The sequence below is a fragment of the Pseudomonas sp. genome (assembly GCF_049653025.1).
Taxonomy (GTDB): Bacteria; Pseudomonadota; Gammaproteobacteria; order Pseudomonadales; family Pseudomonadaceae; genus Aquipseudomonas.
In genome coordinates this window covers 117549-135855 of record NZ_JBASFM010000007.1, presented here as the reverse complement: position 1 = coordinate 135855, position 18307 = coordinate 117549, and the positions used below count along the sequence as shown (strand labels likewise).

The following is an 18307-nucleotide window of genomic DNA, read 5'->3' as shown; positions in this document are numbered from 1 at the left end:
CCACCCTGCCAGCCCGGCGCATTCTACGCAGCTTTCGCTGCTTTGCAAGCCCTCTTTTAAATCTAACTTCTTGTTTTATAAGAAGTTTCAAGAGCCGCTTACGCCGGAAGAGGCGCGAATTATAGGGACTTCCGAACGAAGGTCAATCGATTGTTATGCTTTTGTTTCAATACCCATGAAATCAAAGGCTGCAGCCACGCAAACCACCTGCCCGCCGCCTGCAGAAACGACAAAGCCGTTGAAGCTGACGCTTCAACGGTTTTGTCGTACCAACCGCACAGTAACTAGGCGCTTTTACCGCGACGCAGGCGCAGCAGGTACTGAATCGGCCCCGAGGCCGCGTAAGCCAGGAAGATGATCAGCAGAATACGCGGCGGATCACTGAACACCACGGCAAACACCAGCACCACCACCAGGATCGCCACAAACGGCACACGCCCTTTCAGGTCGAGATCCTTGAAGCTGTTGTACTTGATATTACTGACCATCAGCATACCGGCAGCCGCCACCAGGATCGCAACCACAAAGGCCATATTCGAACCCTTGATACCGAAATCACTGAAGGCCCACACCGTACCCGCCACCACACCTGCAGCAGCCGGGCTAGCCAGGCCGATAAAGTAGCGCTTATCGACGCTGCCAATCTGCGTATTGAAGCGCGCCAGACGCAACGCAGCACCGGCTACATAGATGAAGGCGACCATCCAGCCGACCTTACCCATACTGCCCAACGCCCACTCAAACGCGAGCAAGGCGGGAGCCACGCCGAAGGCGACCATGTCGGACAGCGAGTCATACTCGGCACCAAAGGCGCTTTGGGTATTGGTCAGACGCGCCACGCGCCCATCCAGGCCATCCAGCACCATGGCAACAAACACAGCAGCCGCCGCCACATAGAAGTTGCCGTTCATGGCATTGATAATGGCGTAGAACCCGGCAAACAGGTTGGCTGTAGTAAACAGGTTGGGCAGCAGATAAATACCGCGGTGACGGACCTTGCGACCTTCGGCGTCATGCCCTTCTTCTATATGCTCATCGATTGGCAGCAAACTTTCGGCGTCGACGGGAGACTGCGGCTCATCTGGACGTTCATTCATGAACAATACCTTGCAACGGATTTGGAAAATTTCGACAGACACCGACGATCAGGGTTCACGTCAGCAGCCATGCAACTCTCAGGCTTTATACCAGAAGCCTTGCCGCACCATGAAAAAACGCGGCCTTGGCCGCGTTTTTTCTCACATCAACAACGCTTAGTTCTTAGCTTTGTCGACGATCTTGTTGGCACCGATCCACGGCATCATGGAGCGCAGTTGCTCACCAATAATTTCGATACCGTGAGCAGCGTTGTTACGACGCTTGGCGGTCATCGAAGGGTAGCCAGTGGCACCTTCGCTGATGAACATCTTGGCGTACTCGCCGTCCTGGATACGCTTCAGAGCATTGCGCATAGCCTGACGGGATTCGGCGTTGATCACTTCCGGACCGGTCACGTACTCGCCGTATTCGGCGTTGTTGGAGATCGAGTAGTTCATGTTGGCAATACCGCCTTCGTACATGAGGTCAACGATCAGCTTCAGTTCGTGCAGGCACTCGAAGTAGGCCATTTCCGGCGCGTAGCCAGCTTCAACCAGAGTTTCGAAACCAGCCTTGACCAGTTCAACGGTACCGCCGCACAGAACGGCTTGCTCGCCGAACAGGTCGGTTTCGGTTTCGTCTTTGAAAGTGGTTTCGATGATACCGGTACGGCCGCCACCAACGCCCGAAGCGTAGGACAACGCAACGTTTTTGGCGTTGCCAGACGCGTCCTGGTAAACAGCGATCAGGTCAGGAATACCGCCGCCCTTGACGAACTCGGTACGTACGGTGTGGCCCGGAGCCTTCGGCGCGATCATGATCACGTCGAGGTCGGCGCGCGGCACAACCTGGTTGTAGTGGATGGCGAAGCCGTGGGAGAAGGCCAGGGTAGCGCCCTTCTTGATGTTCGGTTCGATTTCGTTCTTGTACAGCGAAGACTGGAACTCGTCCGGGGTCAGGATCATGACCAGATCGGCAGCAGCAACGGCGGAAGCAACGTCAGTCACTTTCAGGCCGTGGGCTTCAGCCTTGGCAACGGTGGCCGAGCCTTTACGCAAGCCAACAGTCACGTCAACGCCGGAGTCTTTCAGGTTGCACGCTTGAGCGTGGCCCTGGGAACCGTAACCGATGATGGCAACTTTCTTGCCCTGGATGATCGAGAGGTCACAGTCTTTGTCGTAATAAACTTTCATGTTCTTGGCTCTTTTAATCGAAAAGGGATGGGGTGCATGCACCGCGACGAAGACACCTTAAGTGATCCGCCCCGTTGCGTAAAATGATATATTTGCAACATAACATGCCGATAACTGAAACGATTATGGATAGCCACGCACTCAAACTCTTTCTCTCTTTGGCCGACCACCTGCACTTCGGCAAAACCAGCCGCGAGCAGCATATCAGCCCTTCCGCACTCAGCCGCAGCATCAAGCAGCTTGAGGACGAACTCGGCGCGCCGCTGTTTCTGCGCGACAACCGCTCAGTGCGCCTGACCCGCGAGGGCCAACAGTTCCGCGAGTATGCGAGCGAGGTCATAAACGGCTTGCAAGCCATTCGCCAGACCTTCAAACAGGATCAGTTAATCCTGCACGGGGAGCTATCCCTGTATTGCTCGGTAACGGCCAGCTACAGCTTCCTCTATGACATCTTGAGCAGCTTTCGCCAGGATTACCCACGCATTGAAATGAAGCTGCACACCGGCGACGCGGCCAAAGCCGTGGAGCGCGTGCAGGAAGGACTGGAAGACCTGGCCATCGGCGCCCGCCCCGACAGCTTGCCAGCCGGCGTCGCGTTTCAATCGATAGCCCGCTCAGAGCTGTGCTTTATTGGCCCGCAGTCACCTCAGCTATTGAGCGAAGAACAGCTTAGGCACCCCACAGCGGAGAGCTGGCGGGACGTGCCGATGATCCTCTCGGAAGAAGGCCTCGCCCGCACCCGAACCGACCTGTGGCTGAAAAGCCACAACATCAAACCGCGCATTTATGCGCAGGTAAGCGGTAACGAAGCCATCGTAAGCATGGTGAGCCTGGGCTTTGGTATCGGCGTGGTGCCGCAAATCGTCCTCGACAACAGCCCACTGACCGCGCGCATCCGCATCTACGATATCCAGCCGCCGTTAACCGCCTATGACATCGGCCTATTTGCGCTGGAGAAACGCCTTAAAGATCCGCTGATCAACGCCTTCTGGAATCGCCAACGCTAAATGCCGGCAGCGAGCCGCTGACCCCGAAATGCAAAAAGCCCTCAGGGATATCTCCCCAAGGGCTTTTCGTTTAATCAGTACAACGCAATCAGATGCTCAGCACCTTGTCGCCGCGAGCAATGCCGGTAACACCACTGCGCACGGTCTCCAGGATCGACGCAGTGCCGACGGCCTGGATAAAACTGTCCAGCTTGTCGCTCGTGCCGGCCAACTGAATGGTGTAGACGCTGCTGGTCACATCGACGATCTGCCCACGGAAGATGTCGGTAGTGCGCTTGACCTCGGCGCGCTGAGCGCCGGTGGCCTTGACCTTGACCAGCATCAGCTCGCGCTCGACGTGAGCGCTTTCCGACAGATCGACCAGCTTGACCACTTCAACCAGCTTGTTGAGGTTCTTGGTGATCTGCTCAATCACCTCATCATGACCCACAGTGGTCAACGTCAAACGCGACAGGGTCGGGTCTTCGGTTGGTGCCACGGTCAGGCTTTCGATGTTGTAGTTGCGCTGCGAGAACAGACCGACCACGCGGGACAGTGCGCCGGGCTCGTTTTCCAGCAGCAGGGAAATAATGTGTCGCATGATTAGGTACGCTCCGTCTTGCTCAGCCACATATCGCGCATTGCACCGTCTTTGATCTGCATCGGGTAGACGTGCTCACTGGTATCAACCTGGATATCGAGGAACACCAGGCGATCTTTCATCGCGAAGGCCTCTTCCATCTTCGGTTTCAGGTCTTTCAGATCAGTGATGCGCATGCCGACATGGCCATAGGCCTCGGCCAGCTTGACGAAGTCCGGCAACGACTCCATATAGGAGTGCGAGTGACGGCTACCGTAGTTCATGTCCTGCCACTGGCGCACCATACCCAGCGCGCCGTTGTTCAGGTTGACGATCTTCACCGGCAAACCGTACTGCAGGCAGGTGGAGAGCTCCTGGATGTTCATCTGGATGCTGCCTTCACCGGTCACACAGGCAACTTCGTCATCCGGGAAGCTCAGCTTGACGCCCATGGCCGCAGGGAAACCAAAACCCATGGTGCCCAGGCCGCCGGAGTTGATCCAACGGTTCGGCTTGTTGAAGCGGTAGTACTGCGCCGCAAACATCTGGTGCTGGCCCACATCAGAGGTCACGAAGGCGTCGCCACCGGTGACTTCGGACAGGGTTTCGATCACGGTTTGCGGCTTGATGATGCTGCCGTCGCCCTTGTCGTAAGGGAACATGATGCGACCACCGCGCCACTCTTCGATCTGCTTCCACCAACTCGACAACGCTTCCTTGTTCAGCTGCTCGCCGATCTCTTTAAGGATCGCGACCATCTCAGTCATCACGCTATCAACCGGACCGACGATTGGGATATCGGCCTTGATGGTCTTGGAGATGGAAGCCGGATCGATATCGACGTGGATGATCTTGGCGTTCGGGCAGAACTTGCTCGCGCCGTTGATCACCCGGTCATCGAAACGCGCGCCAACCGCCAGGATCACATCGGCGTGGTGCATTGCCAGGTTGGCGGTGTAGCTGCCGTGCATACCGAGCATGCCGAGGAACTGACGGTCGGTACCCGGATAGCCACCCAAGCCCATCAGGGTATTGGTGACCGGCAGGTTGAGCATCTGCGCCAGCTCGGTCAGCGGCGCTGCAGCGCCACCCATGATCACGCCACCACCGGAATAGATAACTGGGCGCTTGGCCATCAGCAGCAATTCAGCCGCTTTGCGGATCTGCCCGGAGTGACCGCGCAGAGCTGGGCTGTAAGAACGCAGCTTGACCTTCTTCGGATAGACGTACTCGAACTTCTCAGCCGGGTTGGTCATGTCCTTCGGAATATCCACCACCACCGGGCCTGGACGGCCGGATTGCGCCAGATAGAAGGCTTTCTTCAGGACTTCCGGGATTTCCGAGGCGTGCTTGATCATAAAGCTGTGCTTCACGATCGGCCGGGAGATACCGATCATGTCGGTTTCCTGGAAGGCATCGGTGCCGACCATGGTGCTCGGCACCTGGCCCGACAACACCACCATCGGAATGGAGTCCATATAGGCGGTGGCAATGCCGGTGATGGCATTGGTTGCGCCAGGGCCGGACGTTACCAGCACCACACCGGCTTTACCGGTGGCACGGGCATAACCGTCAGCCATATGAGTTGCTGCTTGCTCATGACGAACCAGGACGTGCTGAACTTCCGGTTCTTTGAACAGGGCATCGTAGACATGCAGCAGGGCACCGCCCGGGTACCCATAGATGTTCTTAACGCCTTCGTCACGCAAAAAGCGGACGATCATTTCAGCGCCGGATAAAAGCTCCACGTTGTTCACCTCTAAAACGCCAGAAAACCGCCCAACAAGGAGGGCGGCCTAAGATAGGTTTACTGCCAGCAGAGCATGAGCGACGGTGGTCGCCGACTACGTCAGCTACTACTGAGCAAGTATTGGGAATGCCCCAAAGTGTTGCGGGGTTTTCCCACCCAGCGCGAGGTAACGCGTTGCGGGTGTAACAGGTCGGCGCGGGTATGCGCCTCATGTCTGCTGAGCTAAAGCCTGCTTGCGGCGGACTCCACTACAGCGAACGTGGAATTGTTCGGATTCCTCACCGCCAAGTCAAGTAATCCGTGAGCGAATCTGCAATCTTCTGCTGTGACGCAGCGCAGGATGACGATTCGAACATTTTGGTTATAGTAGTCACTAGGTATCGCAGCTCAACATAAGGAAACAGCATGCGCCGCATGATTATCACCAGCAGCTTGCTGCTCGCCATGAGCGCAACCGCCATGGCCAGCCAGGTTTACAAGTGGGTTGACGCGCAAGGCGTGACTCACTTCGGCGCGCAACCGCCGCAAGGCCAGCAAGCCACCAGCGTCAACACTGCTACACCGCCACCCAAACCGGCCCCAACCGAAGCGCCGAAGGCCGCCCCAACCTTCGAGAGCATTGCCGACCCCGAACAGGCGGCCATCGACGAGAAGGTCAAGCAGGAGGTTGCTGCCAAGGAAACTGAACGCAAGAAGTACTGCGAAGATGTGCGCACCAACCTCTCGCAGCTGGAAAACAACCCGCGGTTACGCACCGAAGTAGACGGTGAAGTACGTCGATTGAGCGAAGAAGAGCGGCAAAGTCGCATTGCCGAAGCGCAGAAGGCGATTGCCGACAACTGCAAGTAAACCGCTTGGCGCGACTCAGGTCGCGCCAATGATCAGCTGATCAAATTCACCCAGCAGTTTGATCAGCGCCCTCGCCTTCTCTATCTGCCCGCCGTATACCTGCTCAGCCATCGGCTGAATTCCAGACACGCAGGGCAGTGCAGCGCCGGTTTCCAGCAGCTGCTTCATCCGCGGCAAAAATATCCACTGCAGCCATTGCTCGAACGCCAGCGTATCGACGCAGAACGGCTCCTGGCTGGACAGTGCCTCGACGCTGGGCGCTTGCGCCTGCCACCAGCCCTGTACACGCAGCTCCCGCTCAATCAGCAGCAACTGTTCGGCCAACACCGGCACACGCGCATCCATCAGAGGCTAACCCGCGCCTGCTCACGAGCCTGCGCGGCACCCGCGGCATCGCCTTGACGCTCACGGGCCTGGGCAATCAGGTTCCACAGGCTGGCCTGCAAGGCCGGACGACCACTGGCATAGCTCAGGCCACGACGGGCGAACTGCTCGGCTTGCGCGGCATCGCCCTGAGCCAGACGAACCTCGGCCAGACGGTAGAGCACTTGTGGCTCACGTGGCGCAATACGCTGGGCACGCTCCAGACTAGAAGCGGCACCATTCAGATCGCCACCGCCTTGCTGTTGCTGCGCGGTGGTCAGCAAGGCCAGTACTGGCCCATCCAGCTGTTCATCCACGGCCAGGCCACTACTTGGAATACCACTTGGAGCCGGCGCGGAATAGCCGCCCTGTGGCGCAACCGGAGCGGTGCTGCTCCAAGGCTGACTGCTGGTACCGGTATCCAGCGGCGCATTACCGGCCGGGAACGATTGGATCGGCGCAGAACTACCACCCCCACCCGGCACCATCACCACCACCCCGGACTCTTCCGGCAAGGCTTGCGGTTGAGCCGCCTGACCACCATAGCCGCCCTGCGCACCAGACTGCGCGCCAGCCACCGTAGAGCCGCCATCGACCACCGGAATCGAACCGCGCGGCACGCTGCTACAGCCGCTCAGCGCCAGCGAAGCCGTCAAAGCTGGAATCAACCACTTATTCACTGCACACCCTCTCACTTAATCCAACCAGCCACGCACCCAGTCCATCACTTCAGCGGCCGGTGCCTGAATACCACAGGCCGGCCCCGCGACGGGCTGACTGCCGCGAATATACGGCATCTGTACTGCATTCGGACAACTCGGATCGGAGCCCTGCCCGCTGTGAGCATCGACCCAGGCCTGCACGATATTATCCGGCACCGGCATGTCCAGCGGCAGCGGATCGGCCTTGCGCATAAAGTCGGTCCACACCTGCAACGCACCGGTCGCACCGGTCAGCGGCGTCGGCCCATTGTCATCACGCCCCAACCACACCACCGCCAGCACATCCTGGCTAAACCCGGCGAACCAGCTGTCACGCGAGTCGTTACTGGTACCGGTCTTGCCCGCCAGCGCCAGCGAACGCGGCAACTGGTTGTAAACCGAGCGTCCGGTGCCTTCTGACATGGTGCGCTGCATGGCGTTCTGCAACAGGTAAATCGCGCCACTGTCAAACCGCTGCTGAATCTGGAACGGGTAGCGCTTGAGCGGCTCACCCTCAGCCGTCAGCACGTTGCGGATGCCCCGCAACGGAGTATTGAAACCACCATTGGCGAGGGTCTGATACATGTTCGCCACCGCCATCGGACTGAGCCCACCAGCCCCCAGCAACATCGACGGATAGGCCGGCCAGTCCTGCTCGACACCCAGTCGTTCAAGGGTCTTGAGCACCTCAGGCACGCCCATTTCCAGGCCCAGCTTGGCCGTGGACAGGTTGTAGGAATTGACCAGCCCCTGGTACAGGTAAATCGTGCCATGGGCCTTGCGGTCATAGTTCTGCGGGCTCCAGACCTGGCCATTCGCCCCCTTGATGGAGAACGGCTGGTCTTCCAGCAAGCTGGTCAGGGTGTACTGGCTGGGCCGCTCCAGCGCCGTCAGATAGATCGCCGGTTTGATCAACGAACCAATCGGCCGCACCGCATCCAGGGCCCGGTTGAAGCCGGCGAAGCGCGGCTGACGGCTGCCGATCAGAGCCTGGACCTCACCACTCTCGGGGCTGGTCACCACCATCCCGGCCTCGACTTCGTCCACACCCTTGCGCCCGGACAGGCGTTTCAGGGAGTCCGTCAGGGCGCTCTCGGCCTTGAGCTGGAGAATCGGATCGAAGCTGGTGAAGATGCGCAGCCCCTCTTCGGTCAAGTCTTCCTCGCGGTAATCGGCGCGCAACTGGCGCTTGACCAGGTCGAGGAAGGCCGGGAAGGAACTGTCCGCCAGGCTGCCACGCTGGGTGATGCCCAGCGGTTTCTGTTTGGCGGCAGCAACCTCCTCCGCGCTGGCAACACCCAGCTCGGCCACGACATCCAGCACCAGGTTGCGCCGCTCCAGCGCCCGCTCGGGATTACGTCGCGGGTTGTAATAGGTCGGCCCCTTGACCATCCCCACCAGCAACGCCACCTGATCGAGCTTCAGCTCGGACAATGGCTGGCTGAAGAAGTACTGGCTGGCCAGGCCGAAACCATGCACCGCGCGCTGGCCGTCCTGACCGAGGAATACCTCGTTGAGGTAGGCCTCGAGAATGTCCTGCTTGTCGTAATGCAACTCCAGCAGCACTGCCATCATGGCCTCGGTGGCCTTGCGCGACAGGCTGCGCTCGTTGGTCAGGTAGAAGTTCTTCACCAACTGCTGGGTCAGGGTACTGCCGCCCTGACGCAACTGGCCGGCCGTGGCGTTGATCCACACCGCACGGGCGATGCCCTTGGGCGAGACGCCGAAGTGATTGAAAAACTCGCGATCCTCGACCGCCACCAGGGTTTCCACCAGATACGGCGGCACCTGATCCAGCTTGATCAGCACGCGGTCTTCCTGGTGCGCCGGGTACAGGCCACCAATCAGCAGAGGTTCCAGGCGCGCCACCGCCAGGTTGCCACCGCCGGCCTGGTTCAGGCCGGCAACGTAGTCGCCGGAAAAGCGCACGCGCACTCGCTGCGAAGGCTCGGTGCTGTCATAGAACTGGAACCCGCGCGAATGCAGTTCGATATTGTTGCCGGCCACCGACACGCCGCCTGGGCCCGCCACCGCGCTTTCGCGGCGATAGCCCAGGGCATCGAGTTCCTTGAGGAAGTCGTCCTTGGTCAGCTTCTGTCCGACGAACAGCTCCAGCGGCCGCGCATACACCTTGGCCGGCACGGTCCAGCGCTTGCCGGAGAACTTCTCCTGCACCACGGCATCGAGATAAACCGCAAACACGGCGAGCACCACCAGGCCAACCAGACTGAGCTTGATAGCCCAGCCCAACCAGGGGCGCATACCGCCAGAACGGCGTTTTGAATGGGGACGGGAAGATCGGGTACGAGTCATGGCGCGGCATTATACGCACTTTGCCCACTTGCCAGCAGGCCACCGCAGCGGTTTGCAGACGGGACCCAAGCGGCCATAATGGCCGCCTCTTATTTGTACGCAAGCCAAGGATCGCCCGTGAGCCAAGCCCTGATCGCCGCACTGCAAAACCCGGCCCTCTACCCGCATCCGGTGGAGCAATTCCAGGTCATCGAAACCCATATTTCCTGGGTGATACTCACCGGCCCCTTCGCTTACAAGGTCAAAAAACCGGTGAATTTCGGCTTTCTCGACTTCACCGAACTGAACGCCCGCGAACACTTCTGCAAGGAAGAACTGCGCCTCAACCAGCGCCTGACCCAGGGCCTGTACCTGGAAGTGCTGTCGATCAATGGCAGCGCCGATGCTCCGCAGTTAGGTGGTAGCGGTGTTGCCATCGAATACGCGCTGAAGATGCGCCAGTTCCCGCAGAGCCAGCTGCTCAGCGAAGTACAGGCCCGCGGTGAGCTGAGCGAGGCGCATATCGACGCCCTGGCCAAGCAGATTGCCGACTTCCACGCCCTGACCCCAGCGGTACCTAGCAGCCATGAGCTGTGTTCGCCGACGGCGATCGTGGCACCGATGCGACAGAACTTCGAACAGATCCGCCCCATGCTTAGCGACGCGACCGACCTGCTCCAGCTCGACGCCCTGCAGGCTTGGACCGAAGCCAGCTTCAGCCGCCTCGAGCCGCTGCTGGCCACCCGCGCCGCCAATGGCTCAATCCGCGAATGCCACGGCGACATCCACCTGGGCAACACGACCCTGCTGGATGGCCAGGTCGTACTGTTTGACTGCATCGAATTCAACGAACCCTTCCGCCTGATCGATATCGCCTCGGACGCCGCCTTCCTTGCCATGGACCTGGAAGACCGCGGCCTCAAGGCGCACGCCTGGCGCTTCGTCAACGCCTGGCTGGAGCACACCGGTGATTACCCGGCGCTGGAGCTGCTGAACTTCTACAAGGCCTACCGCGCCCTGGTACGCGCCAAAGTCGCACTGTTCAGCCTGGCCCACCAGACCGATGCAGTGGAAAAAGCCGTCACCCTGCGTCAATACCGCAACTACGCCAACCTGGCGGAAAGCTACAGCGCCATTCCATCGAACTTCCTGGCCATTACCCACGGTGTTTCCGCCGTCGGCAAAAGCCACGTGGCCATGCGCCTGGTCGAAGCACTCGGGGCGATCCGCCTGCGCTCGGATGTAGAGCGCAAGCGCCTGTTCGGTGAGCAGACTGCGGCCAATCGCGGCCAATTGAGCGCCGGCATCTACACCCAGGACGCCAGCGCCGCGACTTACCAGCGCCTGCATCAACTGGCAGAAGCGGCGCTGCACGCTGGTTTCCCGGTGGTAATCGACGCCACTTACCTCAAGCAGGCCCAGCGCGAAGCGGCCAGCCAAGTTGCCGAAGCCTGCGGCGCGCCCTTCCTGATTCTGGAGTGCAGCGCCCCCGACGACGTGATCGCCAGCTGGCTGGAGCAACGCAAAGCCGCCGGCAGCGACCCGTCCGACGCCACCATGGACGTCGTACGCGCCCAGCAAGCCAGCCGCGAGGCGCTGAGTGCCGATGAGCTGCTGCACAGCAAGCGTGTAGACACCCACGAAAGCGCCAGCCTGGACAGCCTGATCGCGCGCATACGCCAGCGCCTCCCCGGCCTGTAAACCGGCCAACCGCGGCGCGAGCAGAGCGCGCCGCGGCTTCTATACTGGCGGTGAACCCACGCGGAGACACCCCATGAGTCAGCCCCGACAACTCGACAACCCGCTGTACGTCCTGATTCGTAACGAGAACATCTCTGCATTCAATGCGCAAAAGCCCAAAGACGCAGCAGTCGACCTGACTGACGGCGACTTCCGCGGCCTCGACCTGCGCGCCCTGGACGCCCAAGGCATCAACTTCACCAACGCCTACTTTCGCGGCACCGACTTGCGCGGCCTCGACCTGCGCAATGCCCAACTGGAAGGTGCCAGCCTGGCCCATGCACAGATTTCCGGGGCCTACTTCCCGGTGGAACTGAGCGCCGACGAAATCCTCATGTCGGTCAATTTCGGCACCCGCCTGCGCTACCGCACCCGCTGAACATGAGCGAAATCAGCCGGCTGTTTGGCGCCCGCGCCGACGCCTATGCCAGTTTTCGCCCGCATTACCCTGACGATCTGTTCGCCTGGCTCGCCGCACAATGCCCGGAGCGCCAGCGGGCGCTGGATATTGCCTGCGGTAATGGCCAAGCCAGCCGCCCGCTGCTGGGGCTCTTCGCGCAGGTGCTGGCTTGCGACGCCAGCGTCGAGCAACTGCTCGCCAACCCGGATAGCCAAGACTTGGCATTGTTTGTCGCCGAGGCACAGGCGCAACCCTTGGCCGACCACAGCCTTGACCTGATCGTGGTAGCCCAGGCCCTGCACTGGTTCGCCACACCGGCCTTCTTTGCCGAAGTCACCCGCCTGCTCAAGCCCGGCGGAGTGTTCTGCGCCTGGTGTTACAGCCTGATGCGGATCGACAGTGAACTGGATGCGCTGATCGATGTGTTTTATGCGCAGACCTTGAATGGCTACTGGCCACTGGGCCGCGCCAGTGTCGATGCCGGCTACCGCGACATCAGTCACCCGTTCAACCCGCTCAGCCTGCCACCCTTCGCGATCGAAGTGAGTTGGTCGCTGGAGCAACTGCTGGGTTACCTGCGCACCTGGTCGGCGGTGCAGCGCTATGAGCAGCAAAACGGCGTGGATCCACTGCTGCACCTTACGCCCAGCCTGCGCCAGGCCTGGGGTGATGCCAAACAGCCACGTTTTGTCCGCTGGCCGCTACACTTTCTGGCAGGCACGCCAAAGTGACTCCATTTGCACACCTCTAGAGCAGCGCAAGGTGGCTTGATGAACGATGAACTGCAACACCTGAAGAACCTCGGCAAAACCTCGGCCCAGTGGTTGCACGCCGTCGGTATCCACAGCGCCAATGACCTGCGCCGGCTGGGCGCGGTCAGTGCGTACCGGGCGGTGCGAGCACGGGGATTCAGGGCCTCCAAGGTGCTTTTGTATGCAATTGAGGGCGCGCTGCTGGATGTGCACTGGAATGAGTTGCCGCCAGGGCACAAAGCCGAGCTTAATGGCCAGCTCGACGAAAGTGCGCACCACAACAAGAGCTAGCTCACAACCTCTCAGCCTTTTGATTTACCTGAGGCACGCTGGCAACTATTGTTTTAGGGAAGTTCGTGCGGTTTAGTATGCCCAGCCAGTTCAAGGAAATTCGCTCATGTATTTACTCGGGGAGCAACCGGCCTACGCCGATCAGCTGATCAACCGACTGCAAAGCATCCCCACCCAGCTGCTTGAGGGGCTCGCACCCACAGGTCCGTCTCTGCAACTGGAGCGGGCCGAAGATCTGGCACTCGCGCTGCCGGGCAATCAACTCTTCATCATCGAGAACGGCTTGCTGCATGCGCTGGTCGATGAGCGTCCGCTGTTCTACCTGCAAGAAGGCGATCTGGTTGGCCTGCGCCAGGGCCTGGACATGCCGAGCTGCCGTTACAGCAGCGAAGAGCAGCTGAGCCTGATCCCCTATTCGCGCAGCGAAGTGTTCAAGCACATCTACGCCAGCGAGCAGCGTCAGGAACTGTTTATCCAGTACCTGATCGGCCACACCGCCCTGCTGTCCGATGCCCTGGCTCGCCTGAAGCAGCCGGAAATCCGCCCCTCGACCGGTTTCCAGCACTTTGCTGCCGGCGAAGAGCTGATTCATCAGGGCGATGTTGCCGACAACGTGTTTATCATTATCGAAGGCCATGCCGAGGCCTATGTCGACGGGCATAAGGTCGGCGATGTACAGAAAGACGAAATTTTCGGCGCAATGGCCGTATTCACTCGCGAGAAACGCAGCGCCACGGTGCTGGCCAGCGAGCCATGCACGGTCATGGTGATCCCGAAAGAGCAATTCCTCAGCCTGATGCAAAGCAACCCGCGGATTGCTCACAGCCTGATCGAGAGCATGGCCAAGCGTATTGACCTGCTGAACAAGGAAGTCACCCAGCTGCGTCTGCCCGCCGACGTGTCCTGAACAACGCCTGGCCACACCCGAACCCGACCTCGCGTCGGGTTCGTTGTTTCTGGCGTTATCTGCCGATATCACGGCGAGCAAAAAAGTTTGAAAAGACCGTTGACTTGAAAATGAGAATTGTTATTATTATCACAACTGGTCGCGAGATCAGCCGATAAGCTTAAGAGACCTTCAGTCGGCCTCTTCAGATTATCTCCTCATCAGGCTAATCACGGTTATTGACCCGGCTCTTGCCGGGTCTTTTTTTATCTATAGAAAAGAGCCTAACGGTAGGCGATGGCTTAGTAATCGACCTGCGCCAGCCAGTCCGGCAGATTGAAGTGCTGGCTGACCCGGCAGATCTTGCCGTCACGAATCTCGAAGAAATTTGCCGCCTGCAGCTGATAGCTCTGACCACAGGCGTCCGGCAGGCCATCATCGGTGCTCAGGTATTCACCGCTCAGGGTGAATTCGCAGGCGGCGCGCTGGCCGCTTGGCTCGGTGAGAATCTGCAGGTTATCGATGCTTTCCCGGTAGCAACGCTGGGTGCGCTGCAGGTAGTCGGCAAAGGCTTGCAGGCCCTGCTCACGCGGGCCCTGGTTGATATCCAGTTGCACATCGGCGCTGAGCAGCGCCAGGCAGGCGCGGCTGTCGCGCTCGTTGAGGGTATTGAAGTAGCGGGTCAGCAGGGCATGGGCAGCGGCAGGCATCGGTAGTCTCCGGCAAAAACCGCAGACTACCTGCTCGGCTGATTGCAGATCGGGCTAGGGTCGCAGTTTTGCGCAGTGATCCTGCTCAGGCTGCGCCGGCGTGTACCAGACATAATCGGCGCTCGCGGCGCTGACCGTCTCACCGACTTCCGCGAGGATCAGTACCTGAGTACCGTCCGCCCCGCCCAGATCGGCCAAGTGCAGCGGCACACCCAGATCACGGCGGACATGGAAGGCCCCGGCGAACAGCAGGCTCGGCTGCGGCGCTGCCAGTACCGCCTCGGCCATGCGCCGATCACGCTGCTGCTGCACCGCCAGCATGGCCGGCAGCTGGCTTTCCGGCAGCAGGTTGCAGTGCGATTCGCGGATCTGCACGGCTAAAGCCTCACGCACCGGCTGTGCCGTGGACGCCTTGCCCTCCAGCGTTGGCACCTGGGCGTAGATGCGCATGATTTCACTGCGATCGAGATTGGCCGCCAGCAACGGATAAGGCTGCGCCAAGGCATGCCGCACCAGCGGCCCGTACAGCGACCAGGCCCAGCCACGTTGCCAGGCCAGGGCGTTGAGCAGATCAGGCGACTCCTGCCCGGCCGCGCTGGCAACACGCTGCTGATCGACCCGAGCCTGCTGGTCCGGGGTAAGCATTTCCAGCAGCAGGCTGCCCTGCTCACGCTGCGTCGGCAACGTGCGCAGCAACCAGAGCTGCAAGGCATGGTGATCCGGGTTGTCGTGGCGCTCGCCAACCAATACCCGCGGCGCGGCAGACAGCCGCTCGAGCAGCTGCTGCGGGGTTAACCGCGCGCCGCTGCGCAACTCGACAATCTGCCCCAACTCAGCATGTTCCAGCCCCACGGGGCTCTGCCAGGCCGGCAATGCCGGCAACGACGCCTGACAAGCGCTGAGCAGCGCCACCAGCAATAACAACGCAATACGCATAAACAAAACCTTAACGAGCAACGATTAAAGGATGACCCCGTTCCGGATGCTGCTGCACCAGCACTTCCAGGCCGAACACCGCCTGCAGTGGTTCGGCCTGCAACACCTGTTGCGGGCTACCCAACGCCTGCGGACGGCCGCCATTGAGCAGCAACAGACGGTCGCAATAGCGTGCGGCCAGGTTGAGGTCATGCAGGATTACCAACACCGCCGCGCCCTGTTCGACAAAGCGCCGCGTGGCCTGCAACGTGGTGTGCTGATGCAGCGGGTCGAGCATCGAGGTCGGCTCGTCGAGCAGCAAAATCTGCCCCTCGCCACCCGGCCACAGCTGCGCCAGAACCCGCGCCAGATGCACGCGCTGACGCTCGCCACCGGACAACGCCAGGTAGCTGCGCCCGGCCAGGTGCAAGGCATCCGCCGCTTCCAGCGCCTGCTTGATGATCTGCGCGTCGCGTACGCGGCCGCTGGCATGGGGCAGACGGCCCATGCCGACCACTTCCTCGACGCGAAAGGCAAAGTTCAGCGTCGAGGTTTGCGGCAATACCGCCAGCCGCTGCGCCCGCTCACTGCCCTGCCAATCGCGCAAGCGGCGCTGATCCAGCCAGACTTCGCCGTGGCTTGGCTGCAACTCGCCACACAAGGCGCCGAGCAAGGTGCTCTTGCCCGCGCCGTTGGGGCCCAATACGCCCAGCACTTCGCCCGGGCGCAATTCCAAGTCGATATCCGCCAAGACCGTGCAGGGGCCGCGCTGTACCGCCAGATTTTCCGCGCGCAGCATCAGGTACGCCCCCGCAACAGCAGATAAAGGAAGAACGGCGCGCCAATCAGCGCCGTGACGATGCCGATCGGCAACTCGGCCGGTGCCAGCACCAGCCGCGCCGCCAGGTCCGCCAGCAAAAGCAAGCTGGCCCCGGCCAGTGCGGAAGCCGGCAGCAGCACGCGATGATCCGGGCCGACCAGCAGGCGCACCAGATGCGGCACCACCAGGCCGATAAAGCCGATCATCCCCGCCGCCGCAACGGCCGCACCAACCCCCAGCGCCGTGCAGAACACCAGCTCACGCTTGATTCGTTCCACCGAAAAGCCCAGATGCCGGGCCTCGGACTCGCCAAGCAGCAAGGCATTCAACGCCTTGGCCCGCCGTGGCAGCCACAATGCCACCGCTGCCGTCACCAGCAGCAACGGCCACAGGCGCGCGTAACTGGCACCATTGAGGCTGCCCAGGTTCCAGAACGTCAGGGTGCGCAAGGTGGCGTCATCGGCCAGGTAGGTAAACAGGCCGATGGCCGCACCCGCCAGCGCGGTCAGCGCGATACCAGCCAGCAGCATGGTCGCTACATTGGTTTCACCATCACGCCGGCCCAGGTAATAGACCAGCGCCGTGACGCCGAGGCCACCGACAAAGGCAAACAGCGACAACAGATAAGGCGCGAAGGCATCCGGAATACCGCCAAGCGCCGCGCCGCCGACAATCGCAATCGCCGCGCCCAGGGCCGCGCCACTGGAGACACCGATCAATCCCGGGTCGGCCAGTGGGTTACGGAACAAGCCCTGCATCGCCACCCCGCACAGCGCCAGCACCGCGCCCACCAGTAAGCCGAGCAAGGTCCGCGGCAGACGGATCTGGCCGAGTATCAGTTCGGCCTGGGCCAGTTCTTCACCCGCCACAGGCAGGCCAAGCAGGCGTAATGCCGCCTTGAGCGTGTCGGTCAGCGGCAGGCTGACCGGCCCCAGGGCCAGGGATAACCAGAGCGCGAGCGCCAGCAGCAGGCTCAGTGCGATAAACAGTGAGCGCGGTCGAATAACAGGATTCATGGCGTGGGCTGGGCTTCGGCGACCAAGGGTTGGCTGGCAGGATAAAAGGCTGCGGACACGACCGCCAGCCCGGCGGGCAAGCGCGGCCCAAGACCACCCACCAGCAGCGTCGGATCCAGCGCCAGCAAGCGCTGTTCACGCGCCGCGCGGGTGGCCGCCAGCGCCGGGTTCTGCTTGAGCAGGGCTTGCCGTGCCGCATCGCCATCCAGGCTGCGGTCGGCAATCAGCACCACCTCAGGGTCGAGCGCCAGCAGGGCTTCGCTGGACAACGCCTTGTAGCCACTGTGCTCGGCCAGGTTGTGGCCACCGGCCTGTTTGATCAGCCAATCCGCGGAAGTGTCCTTGCCCGCCGCCATCGGGTTGCCACCAGCATTGCCGAGCAACAGCAACACCCGTGGTGCCGATTGGCTCTGCTGCGCCTGTTTGAGCCAAGCGGCCTGCGCCTGCAAGCGCTGCTGGTACGCGGCAAACTCACGGCTGGCGCGCGCTTCGTCACCCAACAGCGCGCCAATGCGCTGCAAGCTCACCTGCAACGTCTGCAAGTCGGGCTTGGCCGAGAGCGTCTCAATCCGCACGCCGGCACCGCGCAGTTGCGCCAGCACCGGGGGTGGGCCTATTTCTTCGCTGCCCAGCAGCACATCAGGACGCAGGGTCAGCATGCCTTCAGCCGCCAACTGACGCTGGTAGCCAATACTCGGCAGGCCGCGCAACGACGCCGGGTGCTGACTGGTACTGTCCACCCCGACCAGCTTGCTCTCCCCGCCCAACACCACCACCCACTCGGTCAGCGCCCCACCGGCACTCACCCAACGCTGCGGCAACGGCTCCGCCGCGCTAACCGCAGACGCGCCAGACAACAGGCCCACGCACAACGCGAGCACAGAACTAAGGTGTTTCATGGTTGGCCTCTGCAACAATTCGACTGCCTGAAATACCCGCGCGGCGCATGCCGGCGGGCTCACTACGGGCGTGGAGCCGGGCTCCAC

General features: G+C 61.2%; 19 protein-coding genes. 7 read left to right on the top strand and 12 right to left on the bottom strand.

The window, feature by feature from the left end; genetic code table 11:
* Positions 1-284: 284 nt before the first annotated feature.
* Together pssA and ilvC are read right to left on the bottom strand one after the other, a co-directional pair.
* Positions 285-1097 carry a CDP-diacylglycerol--serine O-phosphatidyltransferase gene (gene pssA / locus WBK23_RS07875; RefSeq protein ID WP_424483428.1) on the bottom strand — a complete coding sequence of 271 codons (813 nt, stop codon included), beginning with the start codon at positions 1095-1097 and terminating at the stop codon, positions 285-287.
* Between the two features lie 156 nt (positions 1098-1253).
* Positions 1254-2270 (bottom strand): ketol-acid reductoisomerase, encoded by a 1017-nt coding sequence (gene ilvC / locus WBK23_RS07870; protein WP_424483427.1) that lies wholly within the window; start codon positions 2268-2270, stop codon positions 1254-1256.
* 125 nt (positions 2271-2395) lie between these two features.
* Between ilvC and ilvY the strand changes: the two genes are divergently transcribed.
* On the top strand, positions 2396-3277 hold the full coding sequence (gene ilvY, locus WBK23_RS07865; RefSeq protein ID WP_424483426.1) for an HTH-type transcriptional activator IlvY: 882 nt from the start codon (positions 2396-2398) through the stop codon (positions 3275-3277).
* An 88-nt stretch (positions 3278-3365) separates the two neighbouring features.
* On the opposite strand, the gene ilvN is transcribed toward ilvY, so the two are convergent.
* Together ilvN and WBK23_RS07855 are read right to left on the bottom strand one after the other, a co-directional pair.
* On the bottom strand, positions 3366-3857 hold the full coding sequence (ilvN, locus tag WBK23_RS07860) for an acetolactate synthase small subunit (protein ID WP_274086156.1): 492 nt from the start codon (positions 3855-3857) through the stop codon (positions 3366-3368).
* A gap of 2 nt (positions 3858-3859) precedes the next feature.
* Positions 3860-5584, bottom strand: coding sequence for an acetolactate synthase 3 large subunit (locus WBK23_RS07855; RefSeq protein WP_424483425.1), 1725 nt, complete (start codon positions 5582-5584; stop codon positions 3860-3862).
* Positions 5585-5991: 407 nt separating this feature from the next.
* On the opposite strand from WBK23_RS07855, the gene WBK23_RS07850 reads away from it, so the two are divergent.
* Positions 5992-6435, top strand: coding sequence for a DUF4124 domain-containing protein (locus WBK23_RS07850; RefSeq protein WP_424483424.1), 444 nt, complete (start codon positions 5992-5994; stop codon positions 6433-6435).
* A gap of 15 nt (positions 6436-6450) precedes the next feature.
* On the opposite strand, the gene WBK23_RS07845 is transcribed toward WBK23_RS07850, so the two are convergent.
* From WBK23_RS07845 to mrcB, 3 genes are read right to left on the bottom strand one after another with little or no spacing between them, the layout of a single operon-like run.
* Complete coding sequence (locus WBK23_RS07845; RefSeq protein ID WP_424483423.1) at positions 6451-6780, bottom strand: YqcC family protein; 330 nt, start codon at positions 6778-6780, stop codon at positions 6451-6453.
* Positions 6780-7478: a tetratricopeptide repeat protein gene (locus WBK23_RS07840; protein ID WP_424483422.1), complete on the bottom strand. Its 699-nt coding sequence runs from the start codon at positions 7476-7478 to the stop codon at positions 6780-6782. Before WBK23_RS07840 ends, WBK23_RS07845 begins: the two co-directional genes overlap by 1 nt.
* A 15-nt stretch (positions 7479-7493) precedes the next feature.
* Positions 7494-9812 carry a penicillin-binding protein 1B gene (gene mrcB / locus WBK23_RS07835; RefSeq protein ID WP_424483421.1) on the bottom strand — a complete coding sequence of 773 codons (2319 nt, stop codon included), beginning with the start codon at positions 9810-9812 and terminating at the stop codon, positions 7494-7496.
* 117 nt (positions 9813-9929) lie between these two features.
* Between mrcB and WBK23_RS07830 the strand changes: the two genes are divergently transcribed.
* The 5 genes from WBK23_RS07830 to WBK23_RS07810 all read left to right on the top strand — a co-directional run bounded on the left by WBK23_RS07830 (position 9930) and on the right by WBK23_RS07810 (position 13881).
* Entirely contained in the window at positions 9930-11492 is a 1563-nt protein-coding gene (locus tag WBK23_RS07830) for an AAA family ATPase (protein WP_424483420.1), read from the top strand.
* Between the two features lie 73 nt (positions 11493-11565).
* On the top strand, positions 11566-11910 hold the full coding sequence (locus WBK23_RS07825) for a pentapeptide repeat-containing protein (protein ID WP_424483419.1): 345 nt from the start codon (positions 11566-11568) through the stop codon (positions 11908-11910).
* A 2-nt stretch (positions 11911-11912) separates the two neighbouring features.
* A complete protein-coding gene (locus tag WBK23_RS07820; RefSeq protein WP_424483418.1) occupies positions 11913-12662 on the top strand; it encodes a class I SAM-dependent methyltransferase in 750 nt (249 codons plus the stop codon).
* A gap of 39 nt (positions 12663-12701) precedes the next feature.
* Positions 12702-12974: a TfoX/Sxy family protein gene (locus WBK23_RS07815; protein WP_424483417.1), complete on the top strand. Its 273-nt coding sequence runs from the start codon at positions 12702-12704 to the stop codon at positions 12972-12974.
* Between the two features lie 106 nt (positions 12975-13080).
* A complete protein-coding gene (locus WBK23_RS07810; RefSeq protein ID WP_424483416.1) occupies positions 13081-13881 on the top strand; it encodes a Crp/Fnr family transcriptional regulator in 801 nt (266 codons plus the stop codon).
* A 281-nt stretch (positions 13882-14162) separates the two neighbouring features.
* Here the strand turns inward: WBK23_RS07810 and WBK23_RS07805 are convergent, their stop codons facing one another.
* Genes WBK23_RS07805 through WBK23_RS07785 form a run of 5 tightly spaced genes read right to left on the bottom strand, consistent with a single transcriptional unit; the run spans position 14163 to position 18220 of the window.
* The gene (locus tag WBK23_RS07805; RefSeq protein ID WP_424483415.1) at positions 14163-14570 is read right to left on the bottom strand and encodes a nuclear transport factor 2 family protein; all 408 of its coding nucleotides are present in this window, start codon (positions 14568-14570) and stop codon (positions 14163-14165) included.
* Positions 14571-14624: 54 nt separating this feature from the next.
* Positions 14625-15506 (bottom strand): ChaN family lipoprotein, encoded by an 882-nt coding sequence (locus WBK23_RS07800; protein ID WP_424483414.1) that lies wholly within the window; start codon positions 15504-15506, stop codon positions 14625-14627.
* A gap of 10 nt (positions 15507-15516) precedes the next feature.
* Positions 15517-16284 (bottom strand): heme ABC transporter ATP-binding protein, encoded by a 768-nt coding sequence (locus WBK23_RS07795; RefSeq protein ID WP_424483413.1) that lies wholly within the window; start codon positions 16282-16284, stop codon positions 15517-15519.
* Positions 16284-17321 (bottom strand): FecCD family ABC transporter permease, encoded by a 1038-nt coding sequence (locus tag WBK23_RS07790; protein ID WP_424483412.1) that lies wholly within the window; start codon positions 17319-17321, stop codon positions 16284-16286. Before WBK23_RS07790 ends, WBK23_RS07795 begins: the two co-directional genes overlap by 1 nt.
* The gene (locus tag WBK23_RS07785) at positions 17318-18220 is read right to left on the bottom strand and encodes a heme/hemin ABC transporter substrate-binding protein (protein ID WP_424483411.1); all 903 of its coding nucleotides are present in this window, start codon (positions 18218-18220) and stop codon (positions 17318-17320) included. Before WBK23_RS07785 ends, WBK23_RS07790 begins: the two co-directional genes overlap by 4 nt.
* Positions 18221-18307 lie beyond the last annotated feature (87 nt).